This window comes from Saccharibacillus qingshengii, from assembly GCF_013185195.1.
GTDB classification, from domain to species: Bacteria; Bacillota; Bacilli; order Paenibacillales; family Paenibacillaceae; genus Saccharibacillus; species Saccharibacillus qingshengii.
This window is the reverse complement of record NZ_JAAZWC010000002.1, coordinates 324475-345143: the sequence shown is the minus strand read 5'-3', so window position 1 is coordinate 345143 and position 20669 is coordinate 324475. Positions and strand designations below refer to the sequence as shown.

Annotated in this window: 20 protein-coding genes and 1 pseudogene; 8 read left to right on the top strand and 13 right to left on the bottom strand. The window is 57.5% G+C overall.

What is annotated here, in order from left to right; translation table 11 throughout:
- Window positions 1–436: 436 nt before the first annotated feature.
- Together HRQ60_RS03395 and HRQ60_RS03390 are read right to left on the bottom strand one after the other, a co-directional pair.
- Window positions 437–649: a hypothetical protein gene (locus HRQ60_RS03395; protein WP_172194212.1), complete on the bottom strand. Its 213-nt coding sequence runs from the start codon at window positions 647–649 to the stop codon at window positions 437–439.
- Window positions 650–735: 86 nt separating this feature from the next.
- Complete coding sequence (locus HRQ60_RS03390; protein WP_172194211.1) at window positions 736–1845, bottom strand: excalibur calcium-binding domain-containing protein; 1110 nt, start codon at window positions 1843–1845, stop codon at window positions 736–738.
- Between the two features lie 196 nt (window positions 1846–2041).
- Here HRQ60_RS03390 and HRQ60_RS03385 point away from each other — a divergent pair, with 196 nt between their 5' ends.
- The 4 genes and pseudogenes from HRQ60_RS03385 to HRQ60_RS03370 all read left to right on the top strand — a co-directional run bounded on the left by HRQ60_RS03385 (window position 2042) and on the right by HRQ60_RS03370 (window position 4368).
- Window positions 2042–2362 (top strand): hypothetical protein, encoded by a 321-nt coding sequence (locus HRQ60_RS03385; RefSeq protein ID WP_172194210.1) that lies wholly within the window; start codon window positions 2042–2044, stop codon window positions 2360–2362.
- Window positions 2363–2383: 21 nt separating this feature from the next.
- A complete protein-coding gene (locus tag HRQ60_RS03380) occupies window positions 2384–3745 on the top strand; it encodes a glycoside hydrolase family 32 protein (protein ID WP_172194209.1) in 1362 nt (453 codons plus the stop codon).
- Window positions 3637–3993, top strand: a pseudogene (locus HRQ60_RS03375) (GH32 C-terminal domain-containing protein). Before HRQ60_RS03380 ends, HRQ60_RS03375 begins: the two are co-directional and overlap by 109 nt.
- 126 nt (window positions 3994–4119) lie before the next feature.
- A complete protein-coding gene (locus tag HRQ60_RS03370; RefSeq protein WP_172194208.1) occupies window positions 4120–4368 on the top strand; it encodes a hypothetical protein in 249 nt (82 codons plus the stop codon).
- A gap of 97 nt (window positions 4369–4465) precedes the next feature.
- Here the strand turns inward: HRQ60_RS03370 and HRQ60_RS03365 are convergent, their stop codons facing one another.
- Window positions 4466–5050 (bottom strand): sugar O-acetyltransferase, encoded by a 585-nt coding sequence (locus HRQ60_RS03365; protein ID WP_172194207.1) that lies wholly within the window; start codon window positions 5048–5050, stop codon window positions 4466–4468.
- A 30-nt stretch (window positions 5051–5080) separates the two neighbouring features.
- Window positions 5081–6112, bottom strand: coding sequence for an ROK family protein (locus tag HRQ60_RS03360; RefSeq protein WP_172194206.1), 1032 nt, complete (start codon window positions 6110–6112; stop codon window positions 5081–5083).
- 447 nt (window positions 6113–6559) lie between these two features.
- Between HRQ60_RS03360 and HRQ60_RS03355 the strand changes: the two genes are divergently transcribed.
- Window positions 6560–7816: an MFS transporter gene (locus tag HRQ60_RS03355; protein WP_172194205.1), complete on the top strand. Its 1257-nt coding sequence runs from the start codon at window positions 6560–6562 to the stop codon at window positions 7814–7816.
- Between the two features lie 33 nt (window positions 7817–7849).
- Here the strand turns inward: HRQ60_RS03355 and HRQ60_RS03350 are convergent, their stop codons facing one another.
- Together HRQ60_RS03350 and HRQ60_RS03345 are read right to left on the bottom strand one after the other, a co-directional pair.
- The gene (locus HRQ60_RS03350; RefSeq protein WP_172194204.1) at window positions 7850–8542 is read right to left on the bottom strand and encodes a hypothetical protein; all 693 of its coding nucleotides are present in this window, start codon (window positions 8540–8542) and stop codon (window positions 7850–7852) included.
- Window positions 8543–9025: a copper amine oxidase N-terminal domain-containing protein gene (locus tag HRQ60_RS03345; RefSeq protein ID WP_172194203.1), complete on the bottom strand. Its 483-nt coding sequence runs from the start codon at window positions 9023–9025 to the stop codon at window positions 8543–8545.
- A 204-nt stretch (window positions 9026–9229) separates the two neighbouring features.
- Here HRQ60_RS03345 and HRQ60_RS03340 point away from each other — a divergent pair, with 204 nt between their 5' ends.
- The gene (locus HRQ60_RS03340; RefSeq protein WP_172194202.1) at window positions 9230–10336 is read left to right on the top strand and encodes a glycerol dehydrogenase; all 1107 of its coding nucleotides are present in this window, start codon (window positions 9230–9232) and stop codon (window positions 10334–10336) included.
- A gap of 197 nt (window positions 10337–10533) precedes the next feature.
- Here the strand turns inward: HRQ60_RS03340 and HRQ60_RS03335 are convergent, their stop codons facing one another.
- Together HRQ60_RS03335 and HRQ60_RS03330 are read right to left on the bottom strand one after the other, a co-directional pair.
- Window positions 10534–12846, bottom strand: coding sequence for a putative bifunctional diguanylate cyclase/phosphodiesterase (locus HRQ60_RS03335; RefSeq protein ID WP_172194201.1), 2313 nt, complete (start codon window positions 12844–12846; stop codon window positions 10534–10536).
- A gap of 165 nt (window positions 12847–13011) precedes the next feature.
- Window positions 13012–13503: a YflT domain-containing protein gene (locus tag HRQ60_RS03330; protein WP_172194200.1), complete on the bottom strand. Its 492-nt coding sequence runs from the start codon at window positions 13501–13503 to the stop codon at window positions 13012–13014.
- A 210-nt stretch (window positions 13504–13713) separates the two neighbouring features.
- Here HRQ60_RS03330 and HRQ60_RS03325 point away from each other — a divergent pair, with 210 nt between their 5' ends.
- Entirely contained in the window at window positions 13714–14178 is a 465-nt protein-coding gene (locus tag HRQ60_RS03325; protein WP_172194199.1) for a GNAT family N-acetyltransferase, read from the top strand.
- 94 nt (window positions 14179–14272) lie between these two features.
- Here the strand turns inward: HRQ60_RS03325 and yfcE are convergent, their stop codons facing one another.
- From yfcE to rnhA, 4 genes are all read right to left on the bottom strand, one after another.
- Window positions 14273–14824 (bottom strand): phosphodiesterase, encoded by a 552-nt coding sequence (gene yfcE, locus HRQ60_RS03320; protein ID WP_172194198.1) that lies wholly within the window; start codon window positions 14822–14824, stop codon window positions 14273–14275.
- 39 nt (window positions 14825–14863) lie between these two features.
- Window positions 14864–15277 (bottom strand): hypothetical protein, encoded by a 414-nt coding sequence (locus HRQ60_RS03315; RefSeq protein WP_172194197.1) that lies wholly within the window; start codon window positions 15275–15277, stop codon window positions 14864–14866.
- A gap of 24 nt (window positions 15278–15301) precedes the next feature.
- Window positions 15302–15970, bottom strand: a complete 669-nt coding sequence (gene ung, locus HRQ60_RS03310) for a uracil-DNA glycosylase (RefSeq protein WP_172194196.1) — start codon at window positions 15968–15970, stop codon at window positions 15302–15304.
- Window positions 15971–16197: 227 nt separating this feature from the next.
- Window positions 16198–16839 (bottom strand): ribonuclease H, encoded by a 642-nt coding sequence (rnhA, locus tag HRQ60_RS03305; RefSeq protein WP_172194195.1) that lies wholly within the window; start codon window positions 16837–16839, stop codon window positions 16198–16200.
- Window positions 16840–17041: 202 nt separating this feature from the next.
- Here rnhA and HRQ60_RS03300 point away from each other — a divergent pair, with 202 nt between their 5' ends.
- A complete protein-coding gene (locus HRQ60_RS03300) occupies window positions 17042–18892 on the top strand; it encodes an ABC transporter ATP-binding protein (protein ID WP_172194194.1) in 1851 nt (616 codons plus the stop codon).
- 111 nt (window positions 18893–19003) lie between these two features.
- Here HRQ60_RS03300 and HRQ60_RS03295 read toward each other — a convergent pair whose 3' ends face one another.
- Window positions 19004–20635, bottom strand: a complete 1632-nt coding sequence (locus HRQ60_RS03295; protein WP_172194193.1) for a glycoside hydrolase family 5 protein — start codon at window positions 20633–20635, stop codon at window positions 19004–19006.
- Window positions 20636–20669 lie beyond the last annotated feature (34 nt).

Below are 20669 nucleotides of genomic sequence, written 5' to 3'. Positions count from 1 at the left end.
CACCTTTGGATTTATTCTGTTCTTATCCTAAACCCAAATCGGTTTATCTTCCATCTTTAGTTTTAAAACACGCCCTAGACTGGTTTAACGTTTTTAGATCAAATAGCGTGATCACGATTCGTTAGCGCGTCAAACAAACTCTTCCTCAGCAAAAAAAGCAGCCTTTCGGCTGCTTCAATACTTAAACATGCTTTTATACACGTTATTGCGGTCTACTTTTTGAATATAAATCTCCGCATCGACTTCAGGGTCGAGCGGAGTATGCAGCACGATGCCTACCTCATACCATTCTTCTGCCACATTTAGCGTGATGAATTCGTCTTCTGTCGGAATCGGGTCAAAGGTCAGAGACTGCCTCTTCCATTCATCCCATACCGCTGCGCGAGAATGCACAAAAACATTTGCGATAGTGTCCGCCTCCTTGCTGCTGCCAAAGTTACAGGACTTCTTCCCCGGCCTCTTCATCCGTCGGAATTTCGTAGAACCAGAAATACTTGATCGTCGCCGTGTTGATGGTGTTGCCGTCGATTTCGACCCACGGATTCGAGGTGATCTCGCCGTCCAGACGTTCGAACTCTTCCTCGGTAATCCCCAGTTCCAGCACTTCTCCGTCCGTAAAATGAATCGCGATCACTGTCGTTTCTTCCATCGCACACGCCTCCTGTTCGTTCGATTACGTACCCCTACACCTTACCCCTTTCGCTACCCGCTCGGCAACTTTTGCACCTTGCGCTTCTATTCGCAGCCTACGCCGTCGCCGTCCCGATCCAATTTGCGCGAATAACCCGGGTCGCCCGCGTACACGGGAGCCGCTCCGGCCGCCCTGGCGACGGTACAGTTTTTGAAATAGACGGTGTTTCCATCGGAAGAAATCGGTATATCGGAGGAATCGGAAGAACCCCCGTCATAGGAATCCCAGCTGCTGATCTCGCAGCCGATTCCGTCGCTGTCCCGATCAAGCCAACCGGCGTAACCCGCCTCTCCTTCATACACGGGTGCGGCTCCCGCCGCTTCGGCGGCCGCGCAGTTTTCGTAATATACGCCGCCGGTCTCTTCTTGCACATACGCCGACTCGGCAGAAGGCGCGTACCCGGTCACCATTTTGCTGCTGATCCAGCCGTCCACGCCGGAAGGCGTCCGTACATAATACCAGGTCCTGCCGTCGGACGGATCATACGATTGGTCGTTCAAACTTTCCAGCACCGAACCGCCGGCCGCCTGGCCGACCGTGGCGGCGTCGATCGAAGGCGACTGCCGGATGTTGGCTTCACGGGTCGCGTAATAGCGGACGGTAGGCACCGAAGCCTCAGCGGTCGAACTTTCTTCAGATACGAGCGCCGGTCCTTCTGCAAAGTAACGGCCGTCCGACTGGACCACGACCGCGCTGCTGATCCAACCGATCTCTCCGGTATCATTTTGAACGTTATACCAAATCCTGGAGTCGCGCGGATCCTCTACTTTCTTATGCAAATATTCCAGATCCCGTCCTTCTTGTCCGATTCGGATCGACTCGGAATGATAATCGGGAGCTTTGCGGATATTCGCGTCGCCACCGTCGATTCTCCAATAAGAGACTTCGCTCTCGGCAGCCGTCTCTTCGACCGGGCGGCTGGCCTGTGTGTCTTCCTGCTCAAGCGGCTGATCCGTTTCCTCGGAAGCCGCCTGCGTGCCCGCTAGGTCTTGGGAGTCTTCGACAGCCGCCGATTTCTCCGGTATGCCCCCCGACTGATCCGGTTCCTCCCGATCCTGCGGCATGGTTACGGCCGATTCGATGCCGGTCCGCAGCGGCGGGATGTAGACTTCTTTCTCTCTTCCGTGTTCTCCGCAGGCGCCAAGCATAAGCAAAACAAGTAAGGCTCCTCCATAAAAAACGCTGCGTTTCGATAGTCGTTTAATGATCTTCCACTCCTTTGTTCTTTTTCTTTTTATCGGAAAACGATCTTATCTAATATCGGAACCTGCCTGAACATGGATAAGGTTTGGGAGATACCTGCCGCTTCTGTTAAACTGGAAGTATATTCGAGTCCAAAGGAGGATGACCATGCAGTTGAACCCATTGACGCGTCAAGGCGAAGAAATTCGCGAGAAGGTAGCCAACGCCGAAGACTTCCGAAGCATCACCCTCTGGCTGTCCAGTGCCGCCGTCTATTTGGAGGCCAGGCACAAGAACTTGAAAGAAACCGCTTCTTTTATCGCGGAAAAAGACAAATTCAAACATCTTGTCATGGACAAAAACGAGTATTCCCTCCTTCTGTTCGATTCGCTGTACGGCACCTTGAAAGCGATCGAAATGCTGGAAGACATGCAGTCGAGCGAACGCAGCCAATCGAGCCAGGGCGCACGGAACTGGAACGACTTTTAAGCGAAAAAGGAGGGCAACCCGATGACCGAAACGCAGCAGTCGCATCGCCGGGCGCTTGAGCGCGCGGAACTCTCGATCGCGGACAAAAAAGCGGAAGCCGCCGAAGATCCCTGGAGGCTGCGCTGGCATATCGCGGCTCCCGCTTATTGGATCAACGATCCAAACGGCTTTTGCTTTTTTCGGGGCGAGTATCATCTGTTCTACCAGCATCATCCGTTCTCACCCGAATGGGGTCCGATGTACTGGGGTCATGTCAAAAGCTCCGACCTGGCGCACTGGCAGCCGCTTCCGATCGCGCTCGCCCCTTCCGAAGCTTACGATGCAGACGGCTGCTTCTCGGGCAGCGCAATCGAAAAAGACGGCCGGCTGTGGCTAATGTATACCGGCAACCGCTGGACCGGGCCGGACCGGGATGCCGATCTGCTTCAGGTACAGGCGCTGGCCGTCAGCGACGACGGGACGAATTTTGAGAAAGTCGCAAGCAATCCCGTGATCGCGGAAGCGCCGGGCGGAGATGTTCACCCTTTTCATTTTCGCGATCCCAAAGTGTGGAAACATGAAGACGCTTACTACTGCGTGCTTGGTTCGCGTACGCAGGATCATCTCGGGCAGGTTCTGCTCTACCGTTCGGATAATCTGACGGACTGGTCGTTCGTCGCGATCATGGCGGGCGGCCGGGAACCGGCGGACAAATTGGGCTACATGTGGGAATGCCCGGATCTGTTCCCGCTCAGCGGCGTCGACGTACTGGCCTTCTCGCCGCAGGGCGTCGCTCCGGACGGGGAGCTGTACCGCAATCTGCATCAGGCCGGTTACGTATTGGGCAGGCTGGATTACGAGACAGGCGTTCTGGATCACGGCGAATTCCGGACGCTCGATTACGGATTCGACTTCTACGCGCCGCAGACGACGCTCGACAATCAAGGCCGCCGTATCCTGATCGCGTGGATGGCGATGTGGGAGAGCGAAATGCCGGAGCAGGCACGCGGCTGGGCGGGCGCGATGACGCTGCCGCGCGTGCTGACGCTTGAACACGGGCGGATTGCGGTTCGGCCCGCACCCGAGCTGGAGTCGCTGCGCGGCGTGGAAGTGCGGTATGCCGATCAGACGATCGGAGACGAAAGGGCACCGCGGGGATGGATACGCTCGGAGCCGGCGGTTCGCGGTCCGGCGGATCTATCGCAGCCGGTGCAGCGGACGAAACCGGGCAACCGGTCGGCCTGCTGCGCGGACGCGAGTTCGCCGGCGTCTCCGGCGGGTGTGCCGAACTGGAGGTGGAATTCGACGCAGGCACGGCGGCTCGATTCGGCCTTGCGCTGCGGACCGGTCCGGTCCGCGGCGAGGAAACGGTGCTGGCGTACGACCGGATCGGGGAGCGGCTGATCCTCGATCGGGAGCGCTCCGGCGCCGGGCCCGGCGGGGTACGCCGGGCGCCTCTGGCGCTGCAGGAGGAACGCCTGCAGCTGCGGATCTTCATCGACCGGTCTTAGGTCGAGGTGTTTGCCGGGGACGGCGAGCTGACGATGACGGCCCGTATTTATCCGGATGCCGGATCGACAGGCATCTCTTTCTTCGCCGAAGGCGGCGAAGCGAAGATTCTCTCGCTGCGCTGTTGGCCGCTGGACCGCTAGGCGGACGGCTGCAGGCGAACGTGGGAAAAGCCAGATTTATCCCGGTTGAACGTGATCCCCCTCACTGTTGATAACGCTTACAAGGATCATACTGGAATCATCACTCAGGAAGGTGGCGATGATTCCATGACTCCCAATCTCCTGTACCAGATTCTCAAAGAAATCCAGTGGGAAAAAGATCCGACGGCCCTAAGCCTTGGGATCGAGCAGAAAAAATTTGCGACGGCTCTTCGGGAAGTCGACCGCGCCGGCTATGCATCCAACATTTCTTTTCTTCAGACCCGGGCAGGCGAAGCGATTCCGTTCGCCGAATGTGCCCGGCTGAGACCGGCGGGCCGAGCCTTTATCCGCGATTACGAACACGGCATTCGGTGACCGCTTCAGCAAAAAGCCAGGGAGCTTTGCTCCCTGGCTTTTTGCTGTTTGGATGTTCTCCGAGCCGGGCCCGGATCAAAACGCCCGGTAAACTCCCCTACTGTTCCGGCTTCTCTCCAACCTGGATCTTCCGAATAATCCGCGCGGGATTACCGCCGACAATCGTATCGGCCGGGACATCCTTGGTTACGACGGCACCGGAAGCAATAACGGCGTTGTCGCCGATCGTTACGCCGGGATTGATCACCGCGCGGCCTCCGATCCAGACGTTATACCCGATCGTGATCGGCTTGCCCAGCTCCGGTCCCGCGATCCGCTCGTACGGATCGATCGGATGGGTCGCCGTGTACAGGCTAACCCCCGGCGCGAGCATGCAGTTGTCTCCGATCCGCACCTCGCACACGTCGAGAATGGTGCAGTCGAAGTTGGCGTAGAAATTTTCGCCGACGTGAATGTTAGACCCGTAATCGACGCGCAGATTGGGCTCAACACCGAAATTGGCACCTGTCGAACCGAATAGTTCGCGGATAATTCCGGTTCGGCGCGCTTCATCTTCCTCGGTTGTCGCGTTATACTGCCGCACGAGCCGGCGTGCACGATTGCGTTCGCTCGTCAGTTCCTCGTCCCAGGCTTTGTAGAGCTCTCCGGCGATCATTTTTTCTTTTTCCGTACGCTGCGTCATCTTCATGCTTCCTTTCCGCTTTCCATGATCTTAATGCTTGTTTTCTATCAACTTGAACGAATACGAGAGGCTCTCCAGCGTCATCGCGATCAGTCCCTGCATATACGGCTCCTCCGACGTTTCCAGAAACGTCAGTTCCGGCATATGTTCGGGAGGAATAACGGTCAGGCAGATTTCCCGGATCGCCGGCAAATCCGCCGCGTCGACCTGATCGCCCATTAAGGCCACCAGCCGCGGATTCACAATCGCCGCCAGACTCGCTACGGCATGCGCGGCAAGCGGCACGAACGTTTCTTTGACGTTTAGGCGGTGCAGCTGTTCGTCGCGCGACATACCGAATGGCAGAAACGAAACTTCTCCCGCGAAACGGCTGCTTCCCCGGTGAATCCGTCCGTCGATCATCAAGCCCGCGCCGGGAAAACAGCCCGGTACGAAGATCATCGCCGCAGCCGTTTCGGGTTCTGTCCACTGCTGCTGTCCGTACAAACCGTACACCGTCAAATTCATATCATTTTCAACCGTGACTTTGACACCGTATTTCTCTTCGATTCGCTGCCCCAAAGGAACGCCGACCAGTTCGGCCGCGTCACAGATGTTGATCACCCCTTCGTGCACCAATCCCGGGATGCCGATGCCTACCGCTTTGATCTGACCGTACCGCGACAGCAGCGCGCCGATGAGCGTATCGATCGCGGCTTCGTCGATCGCGGCGGCTTCTTCGGCGCGGCGTTCCAGGATGCGGCCGAACGAATCGGCGACCGCATAGAGAAGGGTCGGCTTTCCTTTTTCATATACGGCGCAGATACAGGCCATATGGGAATAATCCGCATTGTAGACGTAACGGCGCGCCCGGCGTCCTCCGCTCGACTCTTCCGGTTCGTCTTCCAGCGCTTCCCCGCTCTCCAGCATCTCGCCCAGCAGTGTGCCGCAGGTGGCTACGCTCAGCCCGGTTATCTGCGCGATCTGCGTCTTGGTGCCCGATTCCAGATTCCGCAGCGTCTGACGAACGGCTTCTTCATTCATTTTCTTGACCTTGATTGAACTGTGCAGGGCAGGCTGCATGAAGGGTCCTCCTTTGGCAAACCATACTTTTAACAATGCTTAACGAAAGTAGTCTAATAAGCATCAGTATACGCGTTCTTGGTTGCGGCGTCTACCGTATTCATACTGGACATCTACCTGTAATCTTTGTATGATGTTCCCATCTTATCTGACGGAGGTGCTGCACGTGTTAATGTTTCAAACGAAAACCCAGTCGCCATTCCACTCCCAATCATTCATGATCGGCGGCGCAGACGCGCCGGTTCCGGCAGGGACGACGGTACGGTAGCCCTTACGGGTTCTCCTTTATCATGCACCGCCTTGAATCCTGTCAGCGGCTTCGTCGATTTCTCTGCGGTTTGCCAAGAATTTCGGTGAACAATCCGATGAAGCAGCCGCCAGGTCGTGTACAAGCTCCTCGTCCGGTGCCGGACATGCGCGTCCGCCGCCCGAAAGGCGGACAACGAATTGTCGAACAACCGGGCATCTACGGTTTATTTGTTAATGAACACCCTGACTTCCTTGGCTTCAAGTCTCATCTTCACCACGTACAGCATTTATTACATCACGCAGCTTGGCCTGACTCCGCTGCAGCTCGTGCTGATCGGCACGGCTTTGGAATTGACTGTCCTGCTGTTTGAAGGAATCACCGGCGTTGTCGCCGACACTTACAGCCGCAAACGTTCGATCGTGATCGGGATGTTTATTCTCGGAGCGGCTTTTCTGTTCGAAGGCAGCATTGTCTGGATTCTCGATTGGAGCTCGATTCTCCCTGCTTTCGGCTGGCTGCTGATGTCCCAGATGCTGCATGGCTTCGGCTGGACGTTTGTCAGCGGTGCCAATACGGCCTGGCTGGTCGACGAGACCGGTGAAGCGGCCGCAGGCGCCGTGATGCTGCGCGGCCAGCGGTTCGCGCTGGCCGCCTCCCTGATCGGCATTCTCTTCAGCGTCCTGCTGTCGCAGCTCTCGCCCAACCTGCCGTTTCTGGTCGGCGGCGTCCTCTATCTGCTGCTCGGCCTGCTGCTGTCTCGCCTGATGCGCGAGACAGGTTTCGTCCGTCCGCAGCGCGCAGCCGCGGCGCGCTCCAATCCGCTGCGCGACATGGCCGGCACCTGGACAGCCGGTGCCAAGGTCGTACGCCGCAGCCCGCTGCTGCTCGGTCTGGTCGCCGTCACGCTGCTGTCGGGCGCGGCATCCGAAGGCTACGACCGTCTCTGGCCGGCGCTGCTGCTCGGCGGAGGCGGAACCGGCCTGCCCGATACCGGTTGGCCGCCGGCCGTCTGGCTTGGCGCGATCGAAGCGTCGATCACGCTGCTGGGTCTGGCCGGCGTACGGCTGGCGGAACGCCGGGTAGACATGCAGAGCCGACGCGCGGTCTCGGCCGCGCTGCTGTTGGCCATGGCGCTGCGCGTCGCGGCCGTGATCGCTTTGGCGCTTGCGCCAAGCTTCGGCTGGGCTTTCGCGGCGCTTCTGCTGGCCGGAACAGCCTCGGCGGTGTTCTCGCCGCTGTACTGTCTCGCCGTACCCGAATCACAATCGGCCTCCTCCTTGCGGGGAGGCTTTTTCGTCGTATCCGCCGCCCGCTTGCTTTTTGGACAGAACAAAAAGCCGGTGCCCGTCCCTTTTCGGAACGAACACCGGCCTATTCGGGCTTTTATTCAAGTGCTCAAGGAAGCGGAGCAGCTTCTTCGTTTCTATCTGAAGCACATACGAAATGGATGCTAGGCGTCCCTATGCCGCCCCCGGTTCTCATTTCGCTTACGACCGCTTCAGCGTATAACTGGCTTTGAATTCGCGGCCGAACTGATCCGGTCCGGACGCGATCTTTTTATACGTGAAATCCAGCCGATTGCCTTCCTGCTTCACGAAGCGGAGTCTGGATTGCAGCAGCAGCAGTTCGCCGACGTCTGTCGTCACTTCATCCCACTCCGCCCGCTCGGCTTGTGCGAGCAGCGTTTTGTAGAGCAGCGAAGACTTGCCCGTGTTCAGGTCGATCACGGTCGGCTGGAGCGTGTCGAACGCTCGCACGAGCAAATAATCGGCCGTGACCGATTCGACGATAAAAGGTCCGGTCTGCTTCGTCAGCTTCGCCAGATCGTAGTCCGCCGCGGCCCGGCCGCCGGCGCCCACGACCTGCACCGTCCGGCCGTCGCTCACGTAGGTGCGCTGCGCCGGGAGCGTTTTCGGTCCGAAGATGTCTGTATTGTACATGCCGGAATACCGATAATGCGCCTGCTTCGTCACTTTCCCTTTTTGGACGACGAACTGGAACCGGTTATGCACCGTCTGCGACGAAGCAACATATTCCCGTCCGACCGAGAGCAGGTAGGAACCGCTGCCCAGCGCCCGCACGTCGACCGTTCCCCAATCAAGCCCCGAGACGTCGGCGCCTGCGAGCTTTTTCGGAACGCCGGCTTCCAGCGAGTAAACGTCTCCCTTGGCAAAAGACACTCAGGCCGTTTGTCCGCCCGCCGAGTCGATGGCGTAACGGCCGGGATCGTTCAGCGTAACGGTTTTGGCTTCGGCTTTCCAGCCGCTTTTGCTTTTGAGAGCCGTCGCGAGCGCTTGGATCGGCACATACACCTGTCCGTTCGCACTGAACGCCGCGGCTCCGACTTTGACACGCTTGCCGTCGATCTCGGCTTCCGCCTGCCCGAGCTTCATGCTCAGCTTCGTATCCGGCCGCAGCAGCGTGACGACTTTGGAACCGCGATCGTAATCGACCCGGAATCCGAGGCGTTCCGACGCGGCTTGGACCGCTATGTACGTCCGGCCGCCCCGGATCTCCAGTTCGCCGCTCTGCGCCGTTCCTCCGTTGATCGACAGCGAAGGCGGCGTCTGCGCGGCCGCTTCGGCTTCGATCGGCAGCAGCGGCGAGATCAACAGACTCCCCGCCAACAGCCCCACGATCCATTTATACGCTTTGTTTTTCATCCCAAAATCCCTCCGATTCGGCATTTCGCCTATTTAAGCCTCTTGCACACATCTCTAAGACGAATGAAAACGCGCAAAAGTTTGCAAATCGGCGGACCTTTTTTGAAAAAGATCTGCCGAGTCGTGAGGGGGTTTTTTCGGGTAATGGTCTCGGGTAAGGCTGCTTTTATGCGGCAGCCGCTATCCGAAAGGAGCTGGAAATCAATGAGCGAAAAAGTATTTATCAGCCCCGGCAAATACGTGCAGGGCAAAGACGTCGTCGACAAAGCCGGAGAATACGCGAAAGCGCTGGGCCAATCGGCGCTCGTTATCGCGGACAAGATCGTCTGGCCGATCGCCGGCGACCGCGTCGTCAAGAGTCTGGAAGCGGCCGGGATCTCGACGAAGCAGGCGGAATTCCAGGGTGAGGCGTCTCGCGGCGAGATCAAGCGGATCGCCGAGCTCGGCGAAGGCGTCGACCTGGTGGTCGGCGTGGGCGGAGGCAAAACGCTCGATACGGCCAAAGCCGTCAACGATGTGCTGGGAGCCGCCTGCGTCATTGTGCCGACGACGGCTTCGACCGATGCGCCGACAAGCGCACTGTCCGTCCTGTATACCGACGAAGGTGCTTTTGACGCATATTCTTTCTACAAAAAGAACCCGGATCTTATTCTGGTCGACACCAAGGTGATCGCCGGCGCTCCGCCGCTGTTCCTCACTTCGGGGATCGCCGACGCGCTTGCGACCTGGGTCGAGTGCCGCGCCGTCATCGAAGCGAGAGCGACCACGATGGCCGGCGGCCTGACGACGCTCGCGGCGGAAGCAATCGCGCGCAAATGCGAAGAAACGCTGTTCGACTACGGACTGCTCGCCTACGAGTCGGTCAAACGCAAAGTCGTGACGCCGGCGCTGGACGCGGTCATCGAAGCGAACACGCTCCTCAGCGGACTCGGCTTCGAAAGCGGCGGACTCGCCGGCGCGCACGCGATCCACAACGGCTTCACCGTGCTCGAAGGCGAGATCCACCACATGACGCACGGACAAAAAGTGACGTTCGGCACGCTTGTGCAGCTCGCGCTCGAACGCCGTTCGCTGCAGGAAATCGAACGCTACATCGACTTCTATCTTAAGCTCGACTTGCCGGTCACGCTCGAAGATCTGCACCTCAAAGACGTCTCGAACGAAGATTTGTACCGCGTTGCCGAAGCCGCCACGAAAGAAGGCGAGACCGCGCACAATCTGCCTTTCCCGGTCACGGCCGATGACGTACTCGACGCCATCCTCGCAGCCGATCAGTATTCGCTGGCGTATAAGGCGAAGATCGCACGCTAATCCTTTTGCTCCAAGCCCGGACTTCGCATTGTTGCGGGGTCCGGGCTTTCTCGCGCGGATCCGAATCGGCCTTCTTCGCGTGTCGGCCGTGCATAAAGTGCCTCGATTTCCTGCACAGAAAAGACCGCCGGCAAAATCGGCGGTCTTTCGGGCTGTCTGCTTGCGTACTGCCTCGCTATGCGCGGCATTCGGGAAGATCAGCCGGCCCCTTTCATCGAAGTATGGCTTTTCAGTACCTGTTCAAGGGCTTCCGCAGACAGCGGACGGCTGAGATAATAACCCTGAACTTCGTCGCATCCTGCCAAGCGCAGGAACTGAAGCTGATTCTCCGTCTCCACGCCTTCGGCCAGCACTTCCATGTTGAGGCTCCGTCCTATCGCGATAATCGCCCGCACCATATCTCCGCGTTCGGCTTCGATGTCGATTCCATCCACGAAAAAGCGGTCGATCTTCAGCAGCTGCGGTTCAAACGTACGCAGATATTTGAGCGATGCGTATCCGGTACCGAAATCGTCGATCGCGAGTTTGATGCCCCATTCGCGCAGCAGTTTAAGCTGGGAAGCCACTTTCTCGACATCCCGAATCGCCAGCGACTCCGTCACTTCGAGCGTGATCTGCTCCGCATCGACACCCGTTTCGCGCAGCGTGTGCAGAATCTTCTCCACGAACAACTCGTCCTGGAATTGATAAGGCGACACATTGACGCTCATCCGCAGCGAACCGAAGCCTTCCCGCTCCCACTCGACCTGCTGCAGGCAGGCCGTCTTGAGCACCCATTCTCCAAGCGGAATAATCATGCCCGTCTCTTCCGCGATCGGAATGAATTCGACCGGCGATATCGTACCCAGAATCGGATGGTGCCAGCGGATCAGCGCTTCGACCCCGACGATCGTGCAGTGCTGGATATTTTTCTGAAGCTGGTAATGCAGAGAAATTTCACCGCGTTCGATCGCGCCGCGAAGTTCATGTTCGAGTTCGACTTTGTAAGCGAGACGTTCTCGGAACAAAGGTTCAAAAAACAGACTTTTCTGATGGCGGTTTTTCTTGGCTTCGTGCATCGCCATATCCGCGCTTCGCATCAGTTCGTCGGCGGTCGATCCGTCGCGCGGATACAAAGCCGCTCCGATACTCGCCGATACATACAGCACCATGCCGTTTAAGGTGACCGGCTTCTTGAACACTTCCTCGATCGCCGCAATGGTCCGGTAAGCTTCGACTTCGCCGTCCAGCGGATCGACCAGAACAGTGAATTCGTCTCCGCCCTGCCGGGCAAGCAGACGCGAAGCGGGAATGTATTCGCGCAGACGCTCGGCCACGACAAGCAGCAGATGATCGCCAACCGTATGGCCCATACTGTCGTTGATATGCTTGAACCGGTCCAGATCGAAGAACAGAAGAGCCAGCTGCGTGTGTTCCGACCCGGCTTTTTCGACTGCCTGCTTCAATTCGATATCGAATTTTCTCCGGTTGGGAAGTCCGGTAAGCGAATCGCGATTGGCTTCATGCTCCTTGACTTCCACGGTATGGCTCAGCCGATTCAGCAGATAATCATTCTCGATAAAGGTCAAAATAAGTCTCGCAATAATGAGCAGAACCGCGAATCCGCTGCCGACCACCATTACGCCGAAGTCGGACAGTTTTTCAATAATAAGCGTAAACAGCGCCACCAGACTGATATAAGGCAGCAGACGGCGTATCCAGCTGGTGCGTCCTGCCAGCATCGCCGACAGACGGGTGCTTCGTTTGACGGGTTCTTTTCCCAGTGATTCGAGTCCGGCGGCTGTCAGCAGCAGAAGCGAAGCCGTCCAGGTAATATCGATCGGACTGCCCAGCGTATAAGCGCCATTGAGCTGCATATAGAGATAGACGGAATCACCTACAGTCAGCAGCAGTACACTTGCCAGAAAGTTCCGGTTTGTGCGTCCGCTGCCGATCGATTGATTGGCGAACAGCAGCAGACTGACCAGGAACAAATTGCCCAGATCGATAATCGGATAACTGAGATTGAAGAAAACGGCCGCCCGATCCGCCTGCCGCAGCGAAGATTCGAACAGCGGGGCGATAATCAGGCTCCAGCTGAATACGGTTGTGGTCGACATGAAGATCGAAGCATCGAGCAGATATTGAATCAGACGAAGACCCTGCATGCGCTGATATACAAAAGCAAGCAGAGCGAAGAAGATGAAGCCTCCCTGGGCGGCCCAGAACAAATCGGCGATACTCGGAGAAGGCAGCACGGTCCCCTCGGACAGCGTATCTACGAACAGGACCAGCAGCGAAAGCAGGTAAAACAGACTGCTGCCCAGATTAAACGTCCAGAAAAGGCGATCTTTCGGCCGGGATCGGCGCGTGACGTAGAACATCAAGCCTGTACACAGAAAGACCGGAACGAGATTCAAATGTCCAAGCCATGTAAGTGCGGTCTCGTTCCCCCTGTACAGATTCGACAAGATGAAATAAAGAACAAGATAACCCGCAGAAAGTGCATAAAATATTCGCTTGTCTTTCATTTTGCGGCCTCCGCGTCGGTAGTAAGATAGCTCTTATATCGGTCTCCGACTTGCATGCGCTTAGCTATTTTTACTTTTTATGTAATAAAAAATCTCCATTCGGCGCAAAGCAAAAAGGCCGGGAACAATCCCGGCCTTCTGGCAGCGTACTCGGTCTTGCGTATTCTATTCGCTTGTATTCGCAGTCGTGCCGAGAATACTGCGAATGGCGCCCAGGTCGCCGGCCGATTCTTCGAGCAGCAGCAGAATGCCGCCGGCCTGAACCGCTTCGTCGTATTTCTTCGCTTCTTCGGCGGTGAAGCCAAGCGAAGTGAAATCGTCGCTCCAGCCGTTGCCGCCGTAATAGGTATCCGAGCCGATGAACTTATGGGCCAGCGGTCCCGCTGCCACATAAGGACCCACATTCGTAAACTCGCTTGCGCCCGATTCCGAGAATGTATCCCGGATACTGTTCAGAAAGCCTTTGGATTCCTCGGGCTTCGTATTGGCTTCCGGAGATTTGAGATTCGTATCTTCACTGATTTCTTCGATATGCTGCGGATCGCGGCCAATCACGGTAATCTGGTCGCTGCCGACCCCTTGGGCCTTCAGTTGGTGAATGGCGTCGAGTGCGGCCTGTTCGGTTGGAAATACACCGATAATGTTTCGATTCGTCATGATGACTTCCTCCTGTCTCATTCTGGTCTTGGGGGATTTGTATCTCTCTTCCTTCTCATTCCCCTATTAACCGATTCGGGGCTTCCTTAACCGATCGACCGTTTTCGGAAGGCCGAATCCGCTTCGGAATCCGCATGGATATTCGGCGTTTTGTTCGTTATAATGAATCTTTGATTAGGCCGCTATGCGGCTTGGACAGGAGGACTTCCCATGAACAACTGGAACGCAATCACCATCGAAACCGACAATCAGCTGCAGCGGTGTCTTGCCGTGCGGCGGGAGGTCTTTATCGAGGAGCAGCAGGTGCCCGAAGACTTGGAGATCGACGACTATGACCGGATCGGATCGGCTGCCGGACATGTTCTGCTCTCCGCTGGAGACGAAGACGCGGCGGCGGGGCGCTTCACTCCCTACAAGGACGGCGCGGCCAAAATGCAGCGTGTGGCTGTCCGCGCCGCCTACCGCGGACGCGGAGTGGGACGCCTGCTGATGGAAGCTCTCGAAACGGCGGCCCGCAGAGCCGGATACCGCAGCGCCGTACTGGACAGCCAATGCCAGGCCGAAGGCTTTTACCAATCACTCGGCTACCGCACCGTTCCCGGCGAACCGTTCTACGATGCCTGTATTCTGCATGTACGCATGGTCAAGGACTGGGCGGACGCCGATTCCCACTGAGGAGATCGTTCAATCTTTCGAAGGCATGCAAAAAAAGCCGGAACCTACAGGTTCCGGCTTTTTGAGTGGGCTTCCGGCCGAGAGGCGCCCAGGCTCAATCCAGCGCCAGGCGCATCAGTTCGGTGCCATCTAGCGTCTGCACGGTCAATCCGTTCTCGTCCAACATCCCAAAAGACGGCGGCCAGCCGCCTTTGGGCAGCGATACGGAGCCGGGGTTGAACAGATGAATGCCGCCCCGCTTCTCGGCTACCGGAAGATGCGTATGCCCCTGCATAAATACATCGCCGGGCAGAAGGTCAGGCAGATCTTCCATATGGCGATGATGGCCATGCGTAGCGAAAATCCTGCGTTCTTCATGCAAAAGGATCGCGTATTCGCCCATGATAGCAAACTCGATCAGCATCTGATCGACTTCCGCATCGCAGTTGCCCCGGACAGCAAGCACAATCTCCGCTTTGCGCGAGTTGAGGATGTTCGCGACTTCCTGCGGGTCGTAACCTTCCGGCAGCGGATTGCGCGGACCGTGGTACAGCAGATCGCCGAGCAGCAGAATACGCCGGGCTCCGTTTCGGTCCGCCTGCTCCAATGCGCGGTTTAGTCCTGTCGACGAACCGTGAATATCCGAAATAACAGCCGTTTTATTCATGATGTCCCCTTCTTTCTCCCCCGCTTGCTTCCTGCCGCTTTATCCCCGGAAAGAACGAACGACGAAACGATGCTCTCGCTTGTCCAGAACGCTGCCGTCTTCGAGCGTGACCGTCTGGTCGTTGTGCTTGGCGAGACAAGCCGCCGATGCCAGCAGGTTGTCTCCCGCCCAGATCATGACCGATGAACGGAACAGAATCGCATGTTCAAACTGCCGCATCGTTTTCATCACATAACCGATAGCGTTCGGACGGCCTGCGGCCTGGCGGCTTTCCTGCGGCAGCACATCGATTTCCCGGATCGACATAATATCTTTCATTCCGATTCGTACGCCTCCGGGACTCAGAACCACATACTGCTCTTTGTCGTTCCAGCGAATCAGGGTCCCGTAGCGCTTCGTCTGATACGGCCCACCATTGTCGACCACCACTTTTTTCCCTACCCAATGTTTCAAAGCGCGCACCTCCGGGCAGTCGCTTTACAGCGACGGTATTTCCCAATTTATCGGCTGGATGCCGTGTGAATTCAAATAATCGTTGGTTTGCGAAAAAGGCCGGCTGCCAAAAAAACCGCCTCTGGCCGACAAAGGGCTCGGATGCACGGATTTCAATACGGCATGGCGTCCGGTATCGATCAGGCTTTCTTTTTTCTGGGCATGGGCGCCCCACAAAATAAATACGGCCGGCTGCGTTCGCTCCCCGATCGCCCGGATAACCGCATCGGTGAAACGCTGCCATCCCAGCTTCTGATGCGAGGCGGCCTGGCCTTCCCTCACCGTCAGCACGGTGTTGAGCAGCAGAACGCCTTCCTCGGCCCAGCGGATCAAATACCCGTGGCCCGGAATCGGAAGACCGAGGTCCGAGTTCAATTCCTTGTACATATTTCTCAGCGAGGGCGGAATCTTCACCCCCGGCATCACGGAGAAACTCAGCCCATGGGCCTGGCCCGGTCCATGATAAGGATCCTGACCGAGTATAACGGCTTTGACGGCGGCAAAAGGGGTGAGCTTCAATGCCTGAAACAAAAGAGGCTCCGGCGGGTATACGGTATGCGTCCGATACTCTTCCCCGACCCGCTGCATCAACTCTTCAAAATACGGCTGACGAATCTCGTCTTTTAATACCTCGTCCCAATCGTTGCCAAACATTCGTTTCGCTCCTTTCCGGAATTTCCTGTCGCGGCTTGCCTTAAGGGAAATTCGTTCGGCCTTTACCCGGAATTACCCGAAAACGGTCCCAACGTTTCGGACACCAAAAAACGGTCAAAAAGCCGACTCTCGCGCGAACAAGAGCCGGCCTGGCAGTCCGGTAAACGTTAGAAATTATACTAGCACGTTTAGGGATCAGGCGCAATTTGGCAGGCGCCCGGCGCGCGTCATTTCCGGCCGTAATCGGCTTTGATTTCGCCCCAGTCCCGGGTTTCCCATTTCATGATTTTCGTGCTGTACGGGTGCGTTTCCAACCATTCCACCGCCCGGTCCACCAGCGTCCAGATCTCCTCCGTCGACGAGTCGCGCGGAAGCGTCGACGATACCCGGCGCTGCTTGACCCATTTGATGGCATTGACGGAATCGCTGTACACCGATTTGTCGCTGCCTTCGCGCTGGATATGGGCCAGGGCATGCACGATAGCCAGGAACTCGCCCAGGTTGTTCGTTCCCTTGGCGACCGGCCCGTGCGAAAAGATCACTTCTCCCGTCGCCGTATCGACGCCTTTGTATTCCACCGGTCCCGGATTGCCTCGCGTTCCCACATCCACCGAGATACTGTTGTAATCGATCTCGCTGGTCGGTTTGGCTCCGGCTCTCGCAGCCGCCGGTTTCTTCGCGGCTCCGGTGCCGGACCTTATGTAAGGCTTCGCGCCGCCGGCGTAAGCTTCTTCGGCCGCACTCTTCGATTCGAACGACTTGTAACGGGCACCCGGAAACCCGTCCACCTGCGCTTTGCATTCCGCCCAGGTGGAATAGATCCCCGGCTGTTTGCCTGTCCAGACGACATAAAACTTCGACTTGCCCATGCGCACCTCCAGCCTTTTTGGGCCTTTTTTTGTGAAACACTTCATTATAAGGGCTCGATCCTTCCAAATGCAACCGTGCAGGAAGGAGGCGGAGCCCAAAAATACATCCTTTCAATCCGTATACACTTGTATACAAAATTCGTTCATGCTAAACTATTCCCAGCATCTTGACTGGAAGACTATGGAGGAAAGAGTTGAACCGATGTCCAAAATGGGAACCCCGGGTATGGGGCGTATGAAATTCGATGAAAATTCCGAGAAACCCGATCTGTCTCCCGCCATGCTGCGGCGGATCGCTTCATATTTTCTTCCTTACCGCAAACGCACACTGGCCGTGTTCGCCGTGCTGCTTGTTACTTCGCTGTTGGGGCTGCTTCCTCCTCTGCTGATCCAGCAGATCGTCGACCGGGCACTGCCCGGCAGGGATATGCGGCTGTTAAGCTTCCTTGTTCTGGCTTCGCTTACGGCTACGATTGTATCGGGTACGCTCGGCGTGCTGCAAAGTTACCTCAACACCTATATTTCGCAGCATATCGTCTACGATATGAAGAACAATATGTATCGTCATCTTCAAAGCCTGCCGCTCTCGTTTTTCTCCAACGTCAAGCAGGGCGAAGTCATTACCCGCATGACAAGCGATATCGCCGGCATCCAGGGCGTGTTCAGCGGAACTTTGGTCAGCTTCGCCAGCAATGTATTGATTCTTACTTCGACGGCCGTCACCCTGTTTATCATGAATTGGAAACTCGCCCTGCTCAGCTTGTGCGTGCTTCCCCTGTTCGCCGCGCCCACCCGCCGGATGGGACGGGTGCGCTGGAAATTCGCCAGGCAGACGCAGGAGAAGCTGGGCCAGCAGAACCGGATCATCGAAGAAACGCTCGGGATCAGCGGTTATCTGCTTATGAAGCTGTTCGCACGCGAATCGAGCGAATACGAAGGCTTCCGGGAGGCGAATGCCGAGACCACGCGGCTGCAAATCCGCGAAGCCACGGCCGGCCGCTGGTTTATGATGCTCGTCGGCACTTTCGGTTCGATCGGGCCGATGCTGATCTATTTGTACGGCGGCTACCTGTTTATTCAGGGCGAGATTACCGTCGGCGCAATTATCGCGTTCGTCGCGCTGCTGGGACGGCTGTACGGACCGGTCGGCCAATTGACCAATCTCTATGTGGATATCAAACGTTCGGTGGCGCTGTTCCAGCGCATTTTCGAATATTTCGATATCGTCCCGGAGATCGCGGACCGGCCCGACGCTTCGCCGGAGTTCCCGGCACATGCCTCTGCGGACCTTCCCGCCGGGGCTTCCGGCAGCGGGATCGAGTTCCGCGACGTCGGCTTCGCTTATCGGCCGGACAAACCGGCGCTGCGCGGCATATCGTTTGCCGCCGAACCCGGTACGATCACCGCTCTTGTCGGACCCAGCGGAGCGGGCAAAACGACGATCACCCAGCTGATCCCCCGTCTGTACGACGTCTCCGAAGGCCGCGTATCGATCGGCGGTGCCGATGTAAGATCGCTGACGCTCGAGTCGCTGCGCTCCAATATCGGACTGGTCACGCAGGATACGTATTTGTTCAACGGCTCGATCCGCGAGAATCTGCTGTACGCTGACGAGACTGCGGATGGACAGCGTCTGATCGACGCCTGCCGGGCCGCCTATATCCACGATTTCATTACCGGGCTTCCGGACGGCTACGATACCCTTGTCGGCAATCGGGGGATCAAGCTGTCGGGCGGCGAGAAGCAGCGGATCGCCATTGCCCGGGTTCTGCTGAAGAATCCTCCGATCGTGATTCTCGACGAAGCGACTTCGGCGCTCGATACCCGCTCCGAGTATTACGTGCAGCAGGCGATGAAATCGCTGCTGCACGGCAAAACCGGGATTGTCATCGCGCACAGGCTGTCCACGGTGCGCGGTGCGGACCAGATTCTGGTCGTCGACGACGGCAGAATCACGGAATGCGGCCGCCACGCGGAGCTGCTTGCGCAGGGCGGACTGTACAAAGAACTGCACGACAAACAGTTTGCGGCGCAAGCGCAGGAGCAGGATTGAATCCGGGATTCGGACTGTGAAGCCCAGGCTTGGATACGCAGACACTTCGGCATACCGAAGACGAGAACGGGGCACGGCGGAATTCCGCCGTGCCCCGCTTTTTCGATCCGATTAGCGATCTCCTTCCCGGACAGCAACGGTATGGACGATCAGCCGTCCGTGCGCGGCGCGCAGCTTCAGCTTCGTCTCGAACGCTTCCTGCAGCTCCGCTATGCAGACCTGCGTTCCCCCACCCCCGTCGATCCGATGCTTTACCGCTCCGCTCCCGTCTTGTTCGATCTCGATTTCCGCTTCCCCTTCCACGGCTTCGCAGACGATCTCCGCATACATCCCGTGACCGACGGAAGTGAACGTATACACCGCAAATTCTTCTTTTTCGAGCGCGAGACCGAGGAAGTCCCAGCCGCAGTCGAACACAAACCGCTTCGGCGGCGGATCGTCGGTCAGCGGTACAATCTCCATGCCGGTACCCGCCCGGTATCCGTACAGATTGCCTTCCTGCCGGAGCCCGCTGAACGACAAGCCCCGGCCCGGTTGTTCGTCGAAATCGGTTCCCCGCACCACGCAGCCCGGCCTCCGGAAGACGGAAGCGGAAACCGCCGGATTGCAGCGGCAGTTGGCCGTAACAATTCGCTCCAGATAATCGTCGAAAATTTCATGCATCCGTTCGTATCCCGGATGCGCTCCGCCTTCCAGATAAGCGATCAGCTCGCTCCAGCCTTCCGGACGCCCGATCGAATAAGGCGAATTGTCGCAGTCCATCTTTTTCCACGGCCACAAATTGTATCCGATCCCGAGCGAGACGGCCAGCGGATACATGGCGGCGTACCACTCCGGCAGATTCTCGCCCGTCTCGCCGAGCCACAGCGGCTGATCCAGGCGCTGCGACAGCTTCAGATAAGTTTCGTAAGCTTCCGCTCCCGGCATGCAGGCATAACGGTGAAAATGGATGACCATGTTCCTGTCGTACCTTTTGTAGAAAATCGCCGGATCCGTGGCCCAATGATGCCCTTCGATCGACAGCATATGGCGCTCGTCGATTGCTCGGATCGCCGCAACGGTCTCGTCATAGAACTCCACCAGCTTCTGCACCAGCGGATATTCGTGCCCATCGGGAACAAGACCCGGACGCAGCGGTTCGTTCAGCAGGTCATACCCCCCGACGATCCAGCGTTCCCGGTACCGCCGGGCCAGTTCTTTCCACAATTCAATCGCTTTGCGGCGGCTGTCCGCATCCGTAAACAGGCGCGGCCGATCGTCGAGGCTGTCGTCGATATTGGCACCCGTCTGACCGCCCGGCGCGCCGTGCAGATCGAGAAAAGCATACAGACCGAATTCTTCGCACCAGTCCAGACAGCGGTCGATCAGGGCGAATCCTTTTTCGATCCAGACGATGTCCGGCCCTTCTTCCATCAGAACCCGCCAGTTGAACGGAATGCGGACCGAGTTGTAGCCCTGCTCCGCCATTTGGCGAATATCTTCCCGCGAAATATAACGCTCCCGGAAAGTGGTCCAGAACGTCTCCGCGTACGCTTCGCCCGTCAGTTCCCGAATCACCGCTTCGATCCGCCTCGGGCGATCAAAGCGTTCGTGATGCGTACTCCACATATACCCTTCGCTCAACAGCCAATTGCCGAGCCCCCAGCCGGTAAGCACGATCTCTTCGTTTTCTCCGTTGACGATCCGGTTTCCCTGCGCCCGCAGGAACCCTTTGACAAGCGAGCGATCCGTTTTCCCGAACATGGCTTTCCCTCCCGATTCTTCGATACGTAGACCT